The organism is Xenophilus sp. Marseille-Q4582 (assembly GCF_916700565.1).
Lineage (GTDB): Bacteria > Pseudomonadota > Gammaproteobacteria > Burkholderiales > Burkholderiaceae_C > Xenophilus.
Genome location: NZ_CAKAKO010000003.1, coordinates 635,520 through 653,231 on the forward strand (window position 1 = coordinate 635,520; position 17,712 = coordinate 653,231).

At 69.2% G+C, this 17,712-nt stretch carries 17 protein-coding genes and 2 pseudogenes; 10 read left to right on the forward strand and 9 right to left on the reverse strand.

Annotated features, from left to right (window positions below; all coding sequences use genetic code 11):
• Positions 1-83: 83 nt before the first annotated feature.
• The 3 genes and pseudogenes from LG388_RS13515 to LG388_RS13525 form a co-directional block, all read left to right on the forward strand.
• Positions 84-335, forward strand: a pseudogene (locus tag LG388_RS13515) (chromate transporter); the annotation flags it as partial.
• Between the two features lie 61 nt (positions 336-396).
• Positions 397-996 (forward strand): annotated as a pseudogene (locus LG388_RS13520) (chromate transporter).
• 121 nt (positions 997-1,117) lie between these two features.
• Positions 1,118-2,092, forward strand: coding sequence for an aldo/keto reductase (locus LG388_RS13525; RefSeq protein ID WP_225783242.1), 975 nt, complete (start codon positions 1,118-1,120; stop codon positions 2,090-2,092).
• 95 nt (positions 2,093-2,187) lie between these two features.
• Here LG388_RS13525 and LG388_RS13530 read toward each other — a convergent pair whose 3' ends face one another.
• The 3 genes from LG388_RS13530 to LG388_RS13540 all read right to left on the reverse strand — a co-directional run bounded on the left by LG388_RS13530 (position 2,188) and on the right by LG388_RS13540 (position 4,415).
• A complete protein-coding gene (locus tag LG388_RS13530; RefSeq protein ID WP_225783243.1) occupies positions 2,188-2,514 on the reverse strand; it encodes a hypothetical protein in 327 nt (108 codons plus the stop codon).
• A gap of 16 nt (positions 2,515-2,530) precedes the next feature.
• Positions 2,531-3,292 (reverse strand): 23S rRNA (guanosine(2251)-2'-O)-methyltransferase RlmB, encoded by a 762-nt coding sequence (rlmB, locus tag LG388_RS13535; RefSeq protein ID WP_225783244.1) that lies wholly within the window; start codon positions 3,290-3,292, stop codon positions 2,531-2,533.
• A gap of 406 nt (positions 3,293-3,698) precedes the next feature.
• Positions 3,699-4,415 carry an ABC transporter ATP-binding protein gene (locus LG388_RS13540; protein ID WP_225783245.1) on the reverse strand — a complete coding sequence of 239 codons (717 nt, stop codon included), beginning with the start codon at positions 4,413-4,415 and terminating at the stop codon, positions 3,699-3,701.
• Between the two features lie 16 nt (positions 4,416-4,431).
• On the opposite strand from LG388_RS13540, the gene LG388_RS13545 reads away from it, so the two are divergent.
• The gene (locus LG388_RS13545) at positions 4,432-5,088 is read left to right on the forward strand and encodes an arylesterase (protein ID WP_225783246.1); all 657 of its coding nucleotides are present in this window, start codon (positions 4,432-4,434) and stop codon (positions 5,086-5,088) included.
• A 123-nt stretch (positions 5,089-5,211) separates the two neighbouring features.
• Here LG388_RS13545 and LG388_RS13550 read toward each other — a convergent pair whose 3' ends face one another.
• From LG388_RS13550 to clpB, 3 genes are all read right to left on the reverse strand, one after another.
• A complete protein-coding gene (locus tag LG388_RS13550) occupies positions 5,212-5,415 on the reverse strand; it encodes a hypothetical protein (RefSeq protein ID WP_225783247.1) in 204 nt (67 codons plus the stop codon).
• Between the two features lie 169 nt (positions 5,416-5,584).
• Positions 5,585-5,947, reverse strand: a complete 363-nt coding sequence (locus LG388_RS13555) for a hypothetical protein (RefSeq protein ID WP_225783248.1) — start codon at positions 5,945-5,947, stop codon at positions 5,585-5,587.
• A 5-nt stretch (positions 5,948-5,952) separates the two neighbouring features.
• Positions 5,953-8,592, reverse strand: coding sequence for an ATP-dependent chaperone ClpB (clpB, locus tag LG388_RS13560; protein ID WP_225783249.1), 2,640 nt, complete (start codon positions 8,590-8,592; stop codon positions 5,953-5,955).
• Positions 8,593-8,800: 208 nt separating this feature from the next.
• On the opposite strand from clpB, the gene LG388_RS13565 reads away from it, so the two are divergent.
• Positions 8,801-9,775, forward strand: a complete 975-nt coding sequence (locus tag LG388_RS13565; protein ID WP_225783250.1) for a Bug family tripartite tricarboxylate transporter substrate binding protein — start codon at positions 8,801-8,803, stop codon at positions 9,773-9,775.
• An 85-nt stretch (positions 9,776-9,860) separates the two neighbouring features.
• Here the strand turns inward: LG388_RS13565 and LG388_RS13570 are convergent, their stop codons facing one another.
• Entirely contained in the window at positions 9,861-10,118 is a 258-nt protein-coding gene (locus LG388_RS13570) for a TIGR04438 family Trp-rich protein (protein WP_225783251.1), read from the reverse strand.
• A gap of 97 nt (positions 10,119-10,215) precedes the next feature.
• On the opposite strand from LG388_RS13570, the gene LG388_RS13575 reads away from it, so the two are divergent.
• On the forward strand, positions 10,216-10,542 hold the full coding sequence (locus LG388_RS13575; RefSeq protein ID WP_225783252.1) for a c-type cytochrome: 327 nt from the start codon (positions 10,216-10,218) through the stop codon (positions 10,540-10,542).
• A gap of 63 nt (positions 10,543-10,605) precedes the next feature.
• On the opposite strand, the gene LG388_RS13580 is transcribed toward LG388_RS13575, so the two are convergent.
• On the reverse strand, positions 10,606-11,121 hold the full coding sequence (locus tag LG388_RS13580) for a LapA family protein (protein WP_225783253.1): 516 nt from the start codon (positions 11,119-11,121) through the stop codon (positions 10,606-10,608).
• A gap of 250 nt (positions 11,122-11,371) precedes the next feature.
• Positions 11,372-13,366, reverse strand: coding sequence for an acetate--CoA ligase (acs, locus tag LG388_RS13585; protein WP_225783254.1), 1,995 nt, complete (start codon positions 13,364-13,366; stop codon positions 11,372-11,374).
• A gap of 249 nt (positions 13,367-13,615) precedes the next feature.
• On the opposite strand from acs, the gene LG388_RS13590 reads away from it, so the two are divergent.
• The 4 genes from LG388_RS13590 to LG388_RS13605 all read left to right on the forward strand — a co-directional run bounded on the left by LG388_RS13590 (position 13,616) and on the right by LG388_RS13605 (position 17,682).
• On the forward strand, positions 13,616-14,236 hold the full coding sequence (locus tag LG388_RS13590) for a TIGR00645 family protein (RefSeq protein WP_225783255.1): 621 nt from the start codon (positions 13,616-13,618) through the stop codon (positions 14,234-14,236).
• Between the two features lie 136 nt (positions 14,237-14,372).
• Positions 14,373-15,179, forward strand: coding sequence for an SDR family NAD(P)-dependent oxidoreductase (locus LG388_RS13595; protein ID WP_225783256.1), 807 nt, complete (start codon positions 14,373-14,375; stop codon positions 15,177-15,179).
• Positions 15,180-15,322: 143 nt separating this feature from the next.
• Positions 15,323-16,312: a MoxR family ATPase gene (locus LG388_RS13600; protein WP_225783257.1), complete on the forward strand. Its 990-nt coding sequence runs from the start codon at positions 15,323-15,325 to the stop codon at positions 16,310-16,312.
• An 8-nt stretch (positions 16,313-16,320) separates the two neighbouring features.
• Complete coding sequence (locus LG388_RS13605; protein ID WP_225783258.1) at positions 16,321-17,682, forward strand: VWA domain-containing protein; 1,362 nt, start codon at positions 16,321-16,323, stop codon at positions 17,680-17,682.
• Positions 17,683-17,712: the final 30 nt, after the last annotated feature.

The following is a 17,712-nucleotide window of genomic DNA, read 5'->3' on the forward strand; positions in this document are numbered from 1 at the left end:
TGTCGCAGTTGTTCCGGGATGGCTTCAGATCGTAGCGGCCGACGCGGACGCTCGCAGGGGATTTTTCAACGGCCTGCTATGCGCAGTACCAGGGCCATCCGCAGGTGGCCGGCGCGCTGCGCGGCATGGGCGCGGTAGCCGGCGGGCTGGTGGCGGCCACCGGCATCAAGCTCATCGCGGCCCTGCGCAGCCACCCGCTGGGCCTGCGCCCCTGCCTGGCCATCATGGGTCTGATGGTGGCGCTGATCGCGTGGTGGCGCTTGCCCCTGGTGGGGGTGCTGCTGGGCGTGGGTTTGCCCGCGTGCTGGCTCACCTGGCGAAGGATCGCGCCATGAACGCCGCACGACCGCCCCGAAAGCGCTCCCGCCCGACGTGCGCAGCACGAAGGGTTTGCCCATGAGCATCGCCCTGCACTGGACCGACTGGCTGGCGCTGCTGGGCCAGTTCATGCTGCTGTCGCTGATCTCGGTCAGCGGCGCCATCACCACCGTGCCCGAGATGCACCGCTTCCTGTTCGATGAAAAGCAGTGGCTCAGCGCCGCGCAGCTCAATTCGTCGGTCGCCATCGCGCAGGCCGCGCCGGGGCCCAACGTGCTCTTCGTCGGCTTGATGGGCTGGAACGTGTGACTCAACGCGGGCGGCGGCATCGGCGGCGGCCCGCCGGCCTGGGCGCTGGGCCTGCTCGGGCTGATGACCACGATGGTCGGCATCCTGCTGCCCAGCTCCACCCTCACCTACCTGGCCACGCGCTGGGCGCACCGCAACCGCACGCGGCGCGACGTGCAGGCCTTCAAGCTGGGCATGGCGCCCGTGGTGGTGGGCCTGCTGATCGGCACCGGCTGCGTGCTGGCCGGCAACTACGACGCGCCCGCCCTGCCCGCCTGGCACGGCTGGCTGTTGAGCGCCGGAGCCGCCTTCGTCGTCTGGCGCACGCGGCTGCACCTGCTGTGGCTGCTGGCGGCAGGCGCACTGCTGGGCGTGCTGGGCTGGGTCTGAACGCGCGGGGCCCAGGCCGGCCCGGCAATCGCCGCCTGCATCCGCCTCTATATCCGCGTACGCCACTGCGTTTTGGAGCCGCCTGCACACTGGGCGCCCCTTTCTTCATTGGAGTGCATGGATGCAGCACCGCGCCCTGGGTCGTTCCGGCCTGCAAGTCTCCCCGCTCGCCTTCGGCGGCAACGTGTTCGGCTGGACCGTGGACGCGGCCCAGTCCTTTCGCCTGCTCGACGCCTGGCTCGACGCCGGCTTCAATTTCATCGACACCGCCGACGTCTATTCGCGCTGGGTGCCCGGCCACACCGGTGGCGAGTCCGAAACCATCCTGGGCCAATGGCTGAAGGCCAGTGGCAAGCGCGACCGCATCGTGCTGGCCACCAAGGTCGGCAAGCCCATGGGCGACGACCGCAAAGGCCTGTCGCCGCGCTACATCCGCGAGGCCGTGGACGCCTCGCTCCAGCGCCTGCAGACCGACTACATCGACCTCTACCAGTCGCATGACGACGATGCCGACACGCCGCTGGAAGACACGCTGGGCGCCTTCGCCGACTTGATCCAGGCCGGCAAGGTGCGGGCCATCGGGGCCTCGAACTACAGTGCGCCGCGTCTGGCGCAGGCGCTGGACACCAGCGAGCGCCTGGGCCTGCCGCGCTACGAATCGCTGCAGCCGCTCTACAACCTGTACGACCGTGCCGTGTACGAAGCCGAGCTGGAACCGCTGTGCCGCGCGCGCGAGGTGGGCGTGATCAACTTCTATGCGCTGGCCGCCGGATTCCTGACCGGCAAATACCGCAGTGCGGCCGATGCGGCCAAGAGCGCCCGCGGCGCGAGCACCACGGGCAAGTACCTCAACGAGCGCGGACTGCGCGTGCTGGCGGCGCTGGACGAAGCCGCTGCGGCGCACCAGGCCACGCCGGCCCAAGTGGCGCTGGCCTGGCAGATCGCACGGCCTTCAGTGACGGCGCCGATCGCCAGTGCCACCTCACTGGAGCAGTTGCAGGAACTGGTGCGGGGCGCCCAGCTGCAGCTGAGTCCGGCCACTATCGCTGCGCTGGATGCGGCCAGCGCCGAGGAAGGAGCCACGCCTTCGGCCTGACGCACCGAAGGCAACGGAAGCGCGGAAGTTCGGGAGAACGGAAGAAGCGACGCAGTCCCGGCGGCCTGCGTTCAATCAATGTTTGACGCCAGCCCTCAGATGCCCTCGGGCCGCGACGGGATGTCGCCCAGGGCTTCGTCGTCGCGCAGCTCGCTCGCGACCTTGAGCAGTTCCACCGACAGGCCGCCTTCCTGGCGAGAGAAGCCGCTGGCGATGCCTTCGAGCACGTCGGCGAGGTTGTGGTCGCCGTCCTCGCGCGCATTCATGCTGATGTTGAGCACGCGCGCCGCCATCTGGCGATAGCTGACCACGCCGGAGCGCTCCAGCACGGCCACCAGGTCCAGGTACAGGGCCAGTTGCAAGTCGAAGACCAGTTTGTCGTTGAGCTGCAAGCCTTCGCGGTTCGAACTATCTGCTGCCAAGGGGGCCTCCTTTTCTTCAATGGTTCAGGGCAGGCTGCCGCTGGCGCAGCGCCTCGTACAGGCACACGCCGCTGGCGACCGACACGTTTAGGCTCTCCACGGCGCCGGCCATCGGGATGCTGACCAGCTCGTCGCAGGTCTTGCGCGTGAGCTGGCGCATGCCGGCACCCTCGGCGCCCAGCACCAGCGCCAGCGGGCGCTTCATGTCGCATTGGTAGAGCGTGCCGGGCGCGTCGTCGCTGGTGCCCACGCACCAGATGTGGCGCTCCTTGAGCTCATTGAGCGTGCGCGCCAGGTTCGTGACCATGAAGTAGGGCATGCTCTCGGCCGCGCCGCTGGCCACCTTGGCCACCGTGGCGTTGATGCCGGCCGCATGGTCCTTGGGCGCGATGACGGCATGCGCGCCGGCGCCGTCGGCCACGCGCAGGCAGGCGCCGAGGTTGTGCGGGTCGGTCACGCCATCGAGCACCAGCAGCAGCGGCACGGTGCCGGCTGCATCCAGGCCGTCGAGCAGGTCATCGAGCGAATGGGTCTGGGCCACCGCTTCCACGCGCGCGGCCACGCCCTGGTGGCCGTGGCTGCCGGCCAGCTTGGCCAGGCGCAGGCCGTCGGCCTCGATCAGTCGCACGCCGGCTTCCTGGGCGCGCGCAAGGAACTGCTTCATGCGCGCGTCGCGCCGGCTTGCATCGAACAACACTTCGATCACCGAGGCCGGTGCCATCTTGATGCGCACGCTGACGGCATGGAAACCGAAGATCACTTTGGGGGAAGAAGCCATATGGCGCGCGATTATCGAGGGCGCCCTGCGCCGCGGCGTGCAGGACGGCGCGCACAGGCCGTGCGCGGCGCGGCGTTGTGCACGAAAGCCACAGCCGGCGGGGCCGCCTGCGGCCGCTGGCCCACGCTTGTTCCGCCCTCAGAGCCTGTTCAGCGTCTCCAAGGGGCCGCGCAGCCGCCTTGCCGGGTGGCCTGCAAGGCGCAGCGCGCCGCTCGTAGTGATCTACGCGCAAGCGCTGCAACGCCGCAGGACGCCCGGCAAGGCGGCTGCCCGAAGGGTTGGGGCGAAATCGGGCCCGCTCAGCGCCGCGTCGCTTGCATGGGCACCCGCCCATGCGGCGCGCCGCAACGCCGATCGCCTCCCGATTGCGCCCCAACGCGACCCCTTGGAGACACTGAACAGGCTCTCAGACCGGTGCGTCGGCCTGCGCGCCCTGCTCGTTGCGCGCCACGCGGCCGGCTTCGATGGTCAGGCGCCGCTCGCACTGCGCCGCGATGCTGCGGTCGTGCGTGACCAGGACCAGCGTGGTGCCCAGTTCGCGGTTGAGCTCGAACATGAGCTTCATCACCTGCTCGCCGGTGGCGAAGTCCAGGCTGCCGGTGGGCTCGTCGGCCAGCAGCAGCTGCGGCTGCACCACGAAGGCCCGCGCGAGCGCCACGCGCTGCTGCTCGCCGCCCGACAGCACCTTGGGATAGTGCGACAGGCGCTGGCCCAGGCCCACGCGGCCCAGCATCTCGGTGGCGGCCGCACGCGCATCGCGGCGGCTGGCCAGCTCCAGCGGCAGCATCACGTTCTCCAGCGCCGTCAGGTTGCCCAGCAGCTGGAAGCTCTGGAACACGAAGCCCACCTGCCGGGCGCGCAGCGCGGCGCGCTCGTCCTCGTCGATGGCGAACAGGTCCTGGCCGGCCAGGCGCACGGTGCCGCGCGTGGGCACGTCCAGCCCCGCGATGATGGACAGCAAGGTGCTCTTGCCCGAGCCCGACGCGCCCACGATGGCCGCAGTTTCCCGGGCGCCCAAGGTGAAATCGATGTCCTGCAGAATGTCCAGCGTCCCGGTCGAATCGCTGACGGACTTGAACACATGCTCGACAGCGACGATGGCTTCGGGGACGGGCGTGGACATGAATGAAAGGTTCTCGATGCGGCTGAAACGACGTCTCATTATCCTGAGCGCAGCACTGGCGCTTCCCTTCGGCACGGCGGGTCTTTCGGTGGCCCAGGCCCAGGCCGGTGCCAGGGAGCCCGTGGTGCTAGTGGTGGGCGATTCGCTGTCGGCCGAATACGGCATCGCGCGCGGCACGGGCTGGGTGGCGCTGCTGGAGAAAAGGCTGGCGCAGCAGAAGATCCCCGCGCGCGTGGTCAATGCCAGCATCAGCGGCGACACCACCTCGGGCGGCCGGGCGCGGCTGCCGGCGCTGCTGGCGCAGCACAAGCCCGACGTGGTGGTGCTGGAGCTGGGCGCCAACGATGCCTTGCGCGGCCTGCCGCTCAAGGGCACCGAGGACAACCTGCGCCAGATGACCGAGGCCTCGCAGCGTGCCGGCGCGAAGGTGCTGGTGGTCGGCATCCAGGTGCCGCCCAACTACGGCAGCGACTACACGCGGCGCTTCGGCGAGATCTTCCCGCGCGTGGCCCAGGCCACGAAGTCGGCGCTCGTGCCCTTCCTGCTCAAGAACGTGGCCGACGTGCCGGAAGCGTCCAGCCTGTTCCAGGCCGACCGCATCCATCCGCTTGCCGACGCGCATCCGCGCATCCTGGACAACGTCTGGCCGGAGCTGCGCAAGCTGCTGCGCTGAGAAGGGCGCGTCCGGGGGCAGACCCCGGACGGCCCGCGAAGACGACGAAGGCCGCTGCCCGTTGCCGGGTCAGCGGCCTTCGCGCCTGCACGACCGTTCGTCCACCGGTGCGGGCCGGCGGCCTCAGCCGTCCTTGGTAGGTTCGTCGGGGATGGAAGGCGGATCGCGCTCCAGCGACGCCACGTCCGTTTCCGGGTCACCGGGCATCAGCCCCTGGCTGCTGGGGTTGAGCTTGCGCTCTGCCTTGGCGCGCGCCTTGTCTTCCTTCTTCTGCTTCTTGGCCAGTTCCTTCTGGCGTTTCTCGTAACCGTAGTTCGGTGTGGCCACGTGCGCTCCTTCTGAATGTGACCCCTGAAAACGAGGCCCCCTGCGCTGCAATGTACGCCATTGCCGCCGCGCTGCACCATGCGCATGACGTCTTCGTGCAGGAAGCGCCGCCGCGAGCGCGCCTCGGCGAGGACCATGGCGCGCGTGCCGGGCGGACCGGCGCGCGGATTCAGCCCGCGCTGTCGACGGGGCGCGCACGCACGTCCGTGACGTCGCCGCCACGGCCGATGCGCCCCGGCTTGCTGACCGGGCTGTAGGCCGATTCGCCGCGTGCGCGGGCCGCCGTCACGTCCGCCGCCGAGGGCGCGCGCGCGTGGCGGCCGGCCGCAGCGCGGAAGCGCTCGAAGCCCTGGCGCGGGTCGAAGCGCTGGCCGAACATCACGGTCCAGGGCGTCACGGGCCGGCACGTGAGCCGCGCCCAGGCCATGCGCAGGCCCCACACGGCCAGCAGCAGCAGGGCTGCCACCGCCAGGCTGGCCGCGAACACGAGCCCGAAGAAGAACAGAACGATGCGGATGAGGAAATCGAACATGCGGGTTAGGCTACCTCATCGGCCGCAGGTTCCCCGACGCCCGCCCCCGCCGCGCGCTTTTCGAAGCCGAACACGCCGGGCGACTGGATCGGGTCGCTGGTCACGCGCACCGTGTCCTTGGGGCCGAAGGCCCCCTCGAGCAGCAGCTTCGACAGCGGGTTCTCGATGCGCTGCTGGATCGCACGCTTGAGCGGCCGGGCACCGAAGACGGGGTCGAAGCCGACCTTGGCGATCTCGGCCAGCGCACCGGGCGCCACCTCGAAGCCGATGTCCATCCTGGCCAGGCGCTTTTCCAGCACATCCAGCTGGATGCGCGCGATCGCCGCGATGTTCTCCGCATTGAGGCCGTGGAACACCACCGTCTCGTCGATGCGGTTCAGGAACTCGGGGCGGAAATGGTTCTTGAGTTCGTCCCACACCGCGTCCTTGATGTCCTGCAGGTCGCGTCCGGCCATCGCCTGGATCAGCGGCGAGCCGATGTTGCTGGTCATCACGATCACCGTGTTCTTGAAGTCCACGGTGCGGCCCTGGCCGTCGGTCAGGCGGCCGTCGTCCAGCACCTGCAGCAGGATGTTGAAGACGTCGGGGTGCGCCTTTTCCACCTCGTCGAGCAGCACCACGCTGTAGGGCTTGCGGCGCACGGCTTCCGTCAGGTAGCCGCCCTCCTCGTAGCCCACGTAGCCGGGCGGCGCGCCGATGAGGCGCGCGACCGAGTGCTTCTCCATGAACTCGCTCATGTCGATGCGGATGAGGTGGTCCTCGCTGTCGAAAAGGAAGCCCGCCAGCGCCTTGCACAGCTCGGTCTTGCCCACGCCGGTGGGGCCGAGGAACAGGAAGGAGCCGGTCGGCCGGTTCGGATCGGACAGGCCCGAACGCGACCGGCGGATGGCGTTGGACACGGCCGCGATGGCCTCGTCCTGCCCCACGACGCGCTCATGCAGCTTGCCTTCCATCTGCAGCAGTTTCTCCTTCTCGCCCTGCATCATCTTGGCGACCGGGATGCCCGTGGCACGGCTCACGACTTCGGCGATCTCTTCGGCGCCCACTTGCGTGCGCAGCAGCGTCGGCTTGTTCGAGCCGTTCTTGTTCGCCTCGCTGGCCTCGGCTTCCTTCAGGCGCTTTTCCAGCCCGGGCAGTTGCCCGTATTGCAGCTCGGCCACTTTGTTGAAGTCGCCTTTTCGCTCGAACTCCTTGATCTGGAACTTGATCTTGTCGATCTCTTCCCGGATCTGCGCGCTGCCCTGGGCCTGCGCCTTCTCGGCCTGCCAGATCTCGTCGTAGTCGGCGATCTCCTTCTGCAGCTTGGCGATCTCCTCCTCGATCAGCGCGAAACGCTTGACCGAGGCCTCGTCCTTCTCGCGGCGCACCGCTTCACGCTCGATCTGCAGCTGGATCAGGCGGCGGTCGAGCCGGTCCATCACCTCGGGCTTGGAATCCATCTCGATCTTGATCTTGGCCGCAGCTTCGTCGATCAGGTCGATGGCCTTGTCGGGCAGGAAGCGGTCGGTGACATAGCGGTCGGACAGCTCGGCCGCGGCCACGATGGCCGGGTCGGTGATCTGCACGCCGTGGTGCACCTCGTACTTTTCCTGCAGGCCGCGAAGGATGGCGATGGTCGCCTCCACGCTGGGCTCGCCCACCAGGATCTTCTGGAAGCGGCGCTCCAGCGCGGCGTCCTTCTCGATGTACTTGCGGTATTCGTCGAGCGTGGTCGCGCCCACGCAGTGCAATTCGCCGCGCGCGAGGGCGGGCTTGAGCATGTTGCCGGCGTCCATCGCGCCCTCGGCCTTGCCGGCGCCCACCATGGTGTGCAGCTCGTCGATGAAGACGATGGTCTGGCCCTCTTCCTTGGCCAGCTCGTTGAGCACGTTCTTCAGGCGCTCCTCGAACTCGCCGCGGAACTTGGCGCCGGCCAGCAGCGCGGCCATGTCCAGGCTCAGCACGCGCTTGCCCTTGAGCGAGTCGGGCACCTCGCCGGCCACGATGCGCTGCGCCAGCCCTTCGACGATGGCGGTCTTGCCCACGCCAGGCTCGCCGATGAGCACGGGGTTGTTCTTGGAGCGGCGCTGCAGCACCTGGATGGCGCGGCGGATCTCCTCGTCGCGGCCGATCACCGGGTCCAGCTTGCCCTGGCGGGCACGCTCGGTGAGGTCGAGCGTGTACTTCTTGAGCGCTTCGCGCTGGCCTTCGGCATCGGCGCTGTTCACGCCCTGGCCGCCGCGCACCGCATCGATGGCGGCCTCGAGGCTCTTGCGCGCGAGGCCATGCTGCCTGGCGAGCTGGCCCACGTCGGCCTTGCTGTCGGCCACGGCGAGCAGGAACAGCTCGCCGGCGATGAACTGGTCGTTGCGCTTGATGGCTTCCTTCTCGGTCGCCTGCAGCAGCTTGGCCAGCTCCGGGCCGACCTGGACCACGTCGTGGCCCTGCACCTGCGGCAGCCGCTTGACGGCCCCTTCGGCGGCAATGGCCAGGCCCTGCACGTTGACGCCGGCGCGCTCGAGCAGCGCGCGCGGGCCGTCGTCCTGGCGCAGCATGGCCAGCAGCAGGTGCACGGGTTCGATGTAGGCGTTGTCATGGCCCAGGGCGAGCGACTGCGCGTCGCCCAGGGCTTCCTGGAACTTGGTGGTGAGTTTGTCTTGACGCATGGGTGGGAAAACCTCCGGACTGCCATGGATATAGGGACCGCGCGGCGGCTCTTCAAGCCGCCCTCTGTGCGTCGCGCCCGCTGCCGCGCGCACGACAGCGCACGTTTCTCCTATGGATCAATGGACCACTCAGGGAAAACAGGCGTACTTCTTGCTGACGATCCAGGCATCATTCACCTTTTCAGGAGTAACCATGGGTTTCGAGAACATGTCCCACGTTTCGCGACTGCTGCGTCGCACCTTCTTGGCGAGCGCCCTGCTCGCGGCCAGCCTGGCGCAGGCCCAGCCGGGTGCCCCCATCAAGTTGCTGGTGGGTTTCCCGGCCGGCGCCGGCACCGATGCGCTGGCCCGCGCGATCGGCGACAAGCTCAAGGACGAACTGGGCGCGCCGGTGGTGGTGGAGAACCGCGCAGGAGCGGGCGGCCAGATCGCCGCGCAGGTGCTCAAGAGTTCGCCCGCCGATGGCCATACCTTCCTCGTGTCGCACGACCACACGATCTCCATCCTGCCGGCCGTGACCAAGAACCCGGGCTTCAACCCGGCCTCGGATTTCACGCCCGTGGCCGGCATCGCCACGTTCTCGAACGTGCTGGCCGTGTCGGCCGGCACCCCGGCCAAGACCATCCAGGAATACATCCAGTGGGTCAGGACGCAGCGCGGCGGCAAGGACTCCATCGGCGTTCCTGCGCCCAACTCGATCCCGGTCTTCCTGACACAGCTGATTTCCAAGAAATACGGCGTGGACGTCCAGGCGGCCCCTTATCGCGGCGGCGCGCCCATGCTGGCCGACATGATGGGCAACCAGATCGCGGCGGGGATCGCCGGCACGCAGGATCTGATGGAACTCCAGCGCACGGGCAAACTGCGCGTGGTGGCTGCCATCGGCGCCAAGCGCGACCCGCTGCTGCCGCACGTGCCCACTTTCACCGAACTGGGCTTCGAGAATCTGAACGACTACCCCTGGTATGGCGTCTTCGCCCCGGTGGGCACGCCCCAGCCCGTGATCGACAAGTTCAGCGCTGCGCTGCAGAAAGTGCTGGCGAACCCCGAAACCCACAAGAAGCTGACCGAAATGGGCCTGCACGTGAACTACGAGACCCAAGGCCAGTTCGCCGGCCGCGTGCGCAGCTACACGCAGACCTGGGAAGGCATCATCAAGGCCAGCGGCTTCCAGCCGCAGTGAGGGCCTGGTGGGGCCGCCAGGCCGCCCTGGCAGAAGCTGGAAGGGGCGCCGCGGCGCCCCTTTTTTCTGTCCGCTTCGTGCGGCCTCAGCGCCGCCTGCCGCGGCCCGACTTGCTGTTGAGCATGCCCAGCTGGCTGCGCTGGCGTTCGATGCGCGCCTGCTTGCGACGCTCGTCGCGCTCCATGGCCTTGCGGCTGGTGTAGCCCGATGCATCGGCCCAGGCCCACCAGGCCAGCGCGAGGCCGAACGGAATCAGCACGATCCACCAGCTCCAGGTGGCGACGAAGCCGATTTCCAGGTACTTGAGCAGCACGCCCAGCACCCCGATGACGAGAAACCCCATGGCAACCCCTCCGCACCGCTGTGCGCTCGTGCGGCCCCCAGGGGCCGCTCCCTACAATTGTTGAAACGAATGTAACTCAGCCCGCCGGCCATTCCCCATGCATTGCTCGCGCCTGCCCCGCTTCTGGCCCGCCCTGTCGCTGGCCGCCGCAGCCGCCTTTGCGGCCCCCGCGCAGGCGGACCTTGCGCTGGCGCGCGCCAAGAACTGCATGAGCTGCCACACCGCCGAGCGAAAGGTGATCGGCCCTTCGTTCAAGGACATCGCCGCGCGCTACAGGAGCCAGGAAGGTGCGGAAAGCCTTCTGGCCGCCAAGATCCTCAAGGGCGGTTCGGGCGTCTGGGGGCCGGTGCCCATGCCGGCCAACACCCAGGTCAGCGAGGCCGAGGCACGCAAGCTGGCCGCGTGGGTCCTGCGGGCGCATTGAAGCCTCATCAATCCACGAAGCCGCCGCGCCCGGGCCTCGGCGGCTTCCGGCGGCCCTGCTGCTTCAGCGCAGCAGCGCGCCTTCGCCCAGCGCCGGGGCGGCCGCCATCGCACGACGGTCCAGCCGGTCCTCGAGCTGCCCCATGTGGGCCGCGAGCGTCTGGTCGGCCTGCTCGGCTCGCACACGCAGCGCCTCTTCCAGCCGCTCGATGCGGGCCAGCAGGGCGGCGTGGCGCTCGCCGTTCTGGGCCATGTGCTGCTGCTCCTGCTCGGCCAGGAAGTTGCGCAGCTCCGTGAAGCGCGAGGCCTCGGCCCTGTCGGCCAGCTCACGCTGGGCCTGCAGTTCCTTGGTGTGGCGGCGCGCGTCGAGCAGCACCGTGCCCTGCATGTAGATCACGTACACGAGGAACATCAGGCCCAGCAGCGTCGTCAGCCCGAGCATCAGCAGGCCCAGCGGCGCCGTGACCTGCATGAAGCCCAGCGACACCGCCGTGGGCGCGGCCAGCGTGCCCCAGTTCAGGGCAGCCAGCCCCGCGATCAGCAAGACCACCACCAACAAAATGCCTGTACGCACGCCCATGGCGCCCTCTCCTATCTGTACGAAAGCCGGGTTTGTAACGCAAAGCGGCCCGCAGCCGTGTCAGCCGCGGGCCCGGGCCGGGCGTCAGGCATTCGCGCGTGCTGGGAATCTGCGGGCGCCGAGGGCTTCAGCGGGCCGGGGCCGGCAGATCGAGCGGGGCGGGGTTGTGCCGGCACCTCAATCGCCTTCCCGATGGGAGCGCCGTCGGACCCCGCGAGCGCTTCGCGCCCGCGCCGGCGGCGCGACCGGATCAGTTGGCCTGCGCCAGTTGATCCAGGATGGCGGGGTTCTCCAGTGTGGAGGTGTCCTGCGTGATGGCCTCGCCCTTGGCGATGGAGCGCAGCAGGCGCCGCATGATCTTGCCGCTGCGCGTCTTGGGCAGGTTGTCGCCGAAGCGGATGTCCTTCGGCTTGGCGATGGGGCCGATCTCCTTGGCCACCCAGTTGCGCAGTTCGTTGGCGATGGCCTTCGCCTCGTCGCCGGTCGGACGCGCGCGCTTGAGCACGACGAAGGCGCACACCGCCTCGCCCGTCACGTCGTCGGGGCGGCCGACCACCGCGGCCTCGGCGACGAGGTCGGTCTTGGCGACGAGCGCGGATTCGATCTCCATCGTGCCCAGGCGGTGGCCCGAGACGTTGAGCACGTCGTCGATGCGCCCGGTGATGCGGAAATAACCGCGGTCGGCGCTGCGCACCGCGCCGTCGCCGGCCAGGTAGATGGTGCCGCCCATCTCCTCGGGGAAGTAGCTCTTCTTGAAGCGCTCGGGGTCGTTCCAGATGGTGCGGATCATCGAGGGCCAGGGCCGCTTGATGACCAGCATGCCGCCCGAGCCGTTGGGGATGTCCTTGCCCGTCTCGTCGACGATCGCGGCCATGATGCCCGGCAGCGGCAAGGTGCACGAGCCCGGCACCAGCGGCGTGGCGCCGGGCAGCGGCGTGATGACGTGGCCGCCGGTCTCGGTCTGCCAGAAGGTGTCGACGATGGGGCACTTCTCGTGGCCCACGTTCCGGTGGTACCACATCCAGGCTTCGGGGTTGATGGGCTCGCCCACCGAGCCGAGGATGCGCAGGCTGTCCAGGTTCCAGTTCTTCGGATGCACCTTCTCGTCGGAATCCGCGGCCTTGATGAGCGAGCGGATCGCGGTGGGCGCGGTGTAGAAGACCGTGACCTGGTGCTTCTCGATCATCTGCCAGAAGCGGCCCGCGTGCGGGAAGGTGGGCACGCCCTCGAACACCACCTGCGTGGCGCCCGCAGCCAGCGGACCGTAGGCGACGTAGGTGTGGCCGGTGATCCAGCCGATGTCGGCGGTGCACCAGAAGACGTCCTCCGGCCGGATGTCGAAGGTCCACTCCATCGTCATCTTGGCCCACAGCAGGTAGCCGCCGGTGGCGTGCTGCACGCCCTTGGGCTTGCCGGTGGAGCCGGAGGTGTAGAGGATGAAGAGCGGGTGCTCGGCGTTCACCGGCACGGGCGCGCATTCGTCGCTCTGGCCCTGGAGCGCTTCGGCAAAGGTCCTGTCGCGGCCTTCGACCTTGTTCCAGGCCGAGGGCGTGCGTTCGTACACCAGCACGGTCTTCAGCGTGTCGCAGCCGCCCAGCGCGATGGCGTCGTCGACGATGGCCTTGAGCGGCAGCTCCTTGCCGCCGCGCAGCTGGAAGTTGGCCGTGATCACCGCCTTGGCGCCGGCATCGATGATGCGTTCCTGCAGTGCCTTGGCCGAGAAGCCGCCGAACACCACGCTGTGCGTGGCACCGATGCGCGCGCAGGCCTGCATCGCGACCACGCCCTCGATGGTCATGGGCATGTAGACGATGACGCGGTCACCCTTGGCGATGCCCTGCGCCTTGAGCGCATTGGCGAACTGGCTCACGCGCGCGAGCAGTTCCTTGTACGTGACCTTCGTGACCGCGCCGTCGTCGGCCTCGAAGACGATCGCAGTTTTGTGCTCGACGGGCGTGCCGATGTGGCGGTCCAGGCAGTTGGCGCTGGCGTTGAGTTCGCCGTCGTCGAACCATTTGTAGAAGGGGGCGTTGGATTCGTCGAGCGTGCGCGCGAAGGGCTTTGTCCACTGCAGGTGGGTGCGGGCCTGCCGGGCCCAGAAGCCTTCGAAGTCGGTCTCCGCCTCCCGGCACAGCGCCTCGTAGGCCGCCATGCCGGCGATGCGCGCGCCGTGCTGCGCGCGCGCATCGGGTTCGAAGACGCGGTTTTCCACCAGCACGGATTCGATGGTCGAGGGGGAACTCATGCGTGTCTCTCCAGATGTCGTTGTAGCCCGGCAGTGTCGCACCCGCGGCAACGCCCGCCCGGCCCGCCGCCTGCGGGCCCGGCCGGGACTGTGGTGCGCGCCACTTACGGTGGACTGACGTGCCCCTGCCGGCGCCTTCTCCCGCACGAGGACGCCGGGGACCGGGCCGCGCCCGACGCACTCCGGACTGCGGGTTAGGCCCCATTGCGCCCCCTAGAATCCGCAGCTCCCTGTCTTTTCCCACCCCCGATGTCCGCCCCCTCCCCCGTGGATTCGCACGCCGCGCGCGCCTCGCGCATGCGCCCCCTGCCCCGTTTCATATTCGCCAGCCGCTGGCTGCAACTTCCGTTGTACCTGGGCCTGATCGTGGCACAGGCCGTGTACGTGATGCATTTCATGGTCGAGCTGTGGCACCTGGTGGAGGCCGCGTTCGGCAACCAGACCGCCCTGCAGGCCCTGATCACCAGCATCGGCTACAAGCCCGACGTCATGCCCACCGCGCTCAACGAGACGGTGATCATGCTGGTGGTGCTGGCCCTGATCGACGTGGTCATGATCTCGAACCTGCTCATCATGGTGATCGTGGGCGGCTACGAGACCTTCGTGAGCCGCATGGACCTGGAAGGCCACGAGGACCAGCCCGAATGGCTGAGCCACGTGAACGCCTCGGTGCTCAAGGTCAAGCTGGGCCTGTCCATCATCGGCATCAGCTCCATTCACCTGCTCAAGACCTTCATCAACGCCGGCAACTACACCGACAAGGTGCTCATCGCGCAGACCGTGATCCACCTGGCCTTCCTGCTGTCGGCCCTGGCCATCGCGTACACCGACAAGCTGATGCACGCCGCGGGCGACAAGGCGCACCACTGAACCACGCGCCGGGCCTTCCCGGCCCTGCGCCGCGGGCCGCATGCGCCTGCCCGCTGTCACGCAAGTGATGGCCGCGCCCGCCCTGCTTTGGAAGACTGCCCGGCTTGCATCGATCACTCCCAGCAGGGCACGCCACATGTCGGAACAACTCAGCGGCAAGACCGCCATCATCACGGGCGCGGGCTCGGGCATCGGGCGCGCGTCGGCGCTGCGCTTCGCGGCGGAGGGCGCGCGGCTCGTGCTGGGCGACAAAACCGAAGCCGTGCACGAGACGGCGCGCCGCGTGGCCGAGGCCGGCGGCCAGGCCGTGGCGCTGCAGGTCAATGCCGGCGTGGAAGCCGACGTGGCCAAGCTCGTCGCCACCGCACTCGAACGGTACGGCCAGCTCGATGTCGCCTTCGCCAACGCCGGCATCTCGGGCGACATGGCCAGCATCTTCGAAACCACGACCGAAGCCTGGACCGAAGTGCTGCGCGTCAACCTGATCGGCCCCTGGCTCATGATCAAGCACGCCGGCCAGGTGATGGCCGATGCCGGGCGCGGCGGCTCCATCATCGTCACCGCGTCGGTGGCCGGCATCCGCTCCGGCGCGGGCGGGCCGGCCTATTCGGCCTCCAAGGCCGGCGTGATCAACCTGGTGATGGTCTCGGCCCAGCAGCTGAGCGACACCCAGGTGCGCGTGAACGCCATCTGCCCCGGCCTGACCGAGACCGGCATGACCAAGCCCACCTTCGACTACGCCACCGAGAAGGGCGTGACGCACAAGATCGGCAGGCTCAACCCGCTGCGCCGCGCGGCTCAGCCCGAAGAGCTGGCGAACGTGGCGCTGTTCCTGGCTTCGGACCAGAGCAGCTATGTGAACGGCCAGGCCATCGCAGTGGACGGCGGGCTGTCCAGCTCGCACCCGGTCACGCGCCAACTGCGAGGCCAGACGGCGGTGTGAAGGGCTTCGCGGGGCCGGGTGCGCCATCGCAGACGGCCCATACCGCCGCGCCGAATCCCTGCCCGGCCGGCCAAGGGTAAACCCCTTGACTGGGTGTCCCGCGCTCGATAGCCGCACCCGCCGCCGCCTTCCATACTCGATGGATGAATTCCAAAGCTGCGCCGTCCACCCCGCCCGGGCTGGGTTCCATCGAGGCCGTCATCGAATCGCTGGCCGGCGTGGGCTACATCGCCACGCGCCAGATCGCCACGGCCGTCTACCTGGCCCATCACCTGCGCAAGCCGGTGCTCATCGAAGGCCCGGCCGGCGTCGGCAAGACCGAACTGGCGGTCTCGGCCGCGCGCGCGCTCGGCTTCTCGCTGCTGCGCCTGCAGTGCTACGAAGGCCTGGACGACAGCCGCGCGCTGTACGAATGGAAGTACGGCAAGCAGTTGCTGTACACGCAGATCCTCAAGGAAAAGATCGGCCTGCTCACCGACGGCACCGACACGCTCGAAGGCGCCTTCCAGAAGCTCGCCGGCTTCCAGGACCTGTTCTTCTCGCGCGAATTCCTGGAACCGAGGCCGCTGCTGCAGGCCATGGAACAGCCCGGCGGCAGCGTGCTGCTGATCGACGAGATCGACAAGTCCGAGGAATCCTTCGAGGCCCTGCTGCTGGAGGTGCTGGCCGACTACCAGGTCACGATCCCCGAGATCGGCACCGTCCGCGCGAAGACGCCGCCGCTGGTCATCCTCACCTCGAACAACACGCGCGAGCTGGGCGACGCCATCAAGCGCCGCTGCCTGCACCTGCACATCGGCTTTCCCGACCCCGCGCTGGAGCAGCGCGTGCTGCGCGCCCGCGTGCCGGGCCTGGCCGACGCTCTGCTCGCGCAGCTCGTGGCCTTCGTCCAGGCGCTGCGCCACGACGACATCCGCAAGCCGCCCTCCATCGCCGAATCGGTGGACTGGGCGCGCACGCTGGTGCTGATGCACGCGCCCGTGCTCGACGAGTCGCTGGTGCGCGACACGCTGGGCGTGCTGCTCAAGCGCGAATCCGACATCCGCGAGGTGGACGCGCGCCTGGGCGCGCTCACGCAGGCGGCGGTGGCCAGCGCGGCCGCACCGACGCGCAAGACCACTGCCGCCACCTGACGCCGGCCATGGACAGCATCCTGGCCGGCTTCGTGCGCGCGCTGCGGGCCGCGGGCGCCGAAGCCTCGCCGGCCGAGGCCATCGACGCCGCGCGCACCGTGGCCCTGCTGGGCTACGCGGACCGCGCCAACCTCAAGTCGGCCCTGGGTGTGGTGCTGGCCAAGTCGGAAGAGGACAAGCAGATCCACGACCGGCTCTTCGATCTGTATTTCAGCGCGCCCGCCGCCGCACCGCAGGCCGGTGCCGACCGCGGGCAGGTGGCCGGCCGAACGCCCGGCCGCACCGGCGACACCGCCGTGGACGCCCTGATCGCCCTCGCCACGCCGCAGGCCGGCGGCCAGGCCAGCGACGCCCTGCGCAGCGCGCTGGCCCGCGCCGCGGCACAGGCCGGCGTGGACGACATCCGCTTCGCCACCCAGGCGCCCTATCTCACCAGCCAGACGCTGGCCGCCCTCGGCATCGCGCCGCTCGAAGCGCGCATCGCCCAGCGCATGGCTGAGCCGGGATCCGCCGCGGATGCCGAGGTGCACCGGCTCACGCAGGCACGCGATGCGCTGCGCCAGCACGCGCGCGCGCTCGTGCAGCAGCGCTTCGAGCTCTTCGGCAAGCCGGCCACCGAGGCTTTCATGACCGAGGTCGCCGTCAACCGCCCCATCGGCCGCATGGCGCCGGCCGAGATGGAACGCATGAAGGCGGCCGTGGCCCGCATGGCGCGCAAGCTGGCCCAGCAGCACGCGCGCCGGCAGAAGGTGGTGCTGCATGGCCGGCTCGACCTGCGGCGCTCCATGCGCGCCAACGCGGGCCATGACGACGTGCCCTTCAAGCTGGTCTGGAAGCAGCGCCGCCGCGACCGGCCGCGCATCGTCGCCGTGTGCGACGTGTCGGGCTCCGTGGCCACCCATGTGCGTTTCCTGCTGCTCTTTCTCTATGCGCTGCACGACAGCGTGGGCGACCTGCGCAGCTTCGCCTTTTCCAGCCGGCTCAAGGACGTGACGGCGCCGCTGGAGCACCTGCCCTTCGACGATGCGATGGCGCTGATCCTCAAGGAGGTGGGCAGCGGCGCCACCGACTACGGCCAGGCCTGGCAGGACCTGCACGACCGCCACTGGGACGCCATCGACCGCCGCACCACCGTGATCGTGCTCGGCGACGGCCGCAGCAACGGCGCCGACCCGCGGCTGGACCTGTTCGCCGAACTCGCCGGCCGCGCCAAGCGCGTGGTGTGGCTCAGCCCCGAGCCGCCGGGCCGCTGGGGCACCGGCGACAGCGCCCTGCTGCGCTACCGCCCGCTGTGCACCCGCCTGTCCCACGCCGCCAGCGCCCAGGACCTGGAGCGTGCGCTGGACGAGGCCCTGGCCGCCTACCACTGACCACGCATCCCCCTTTTCTGGAAGGAATCC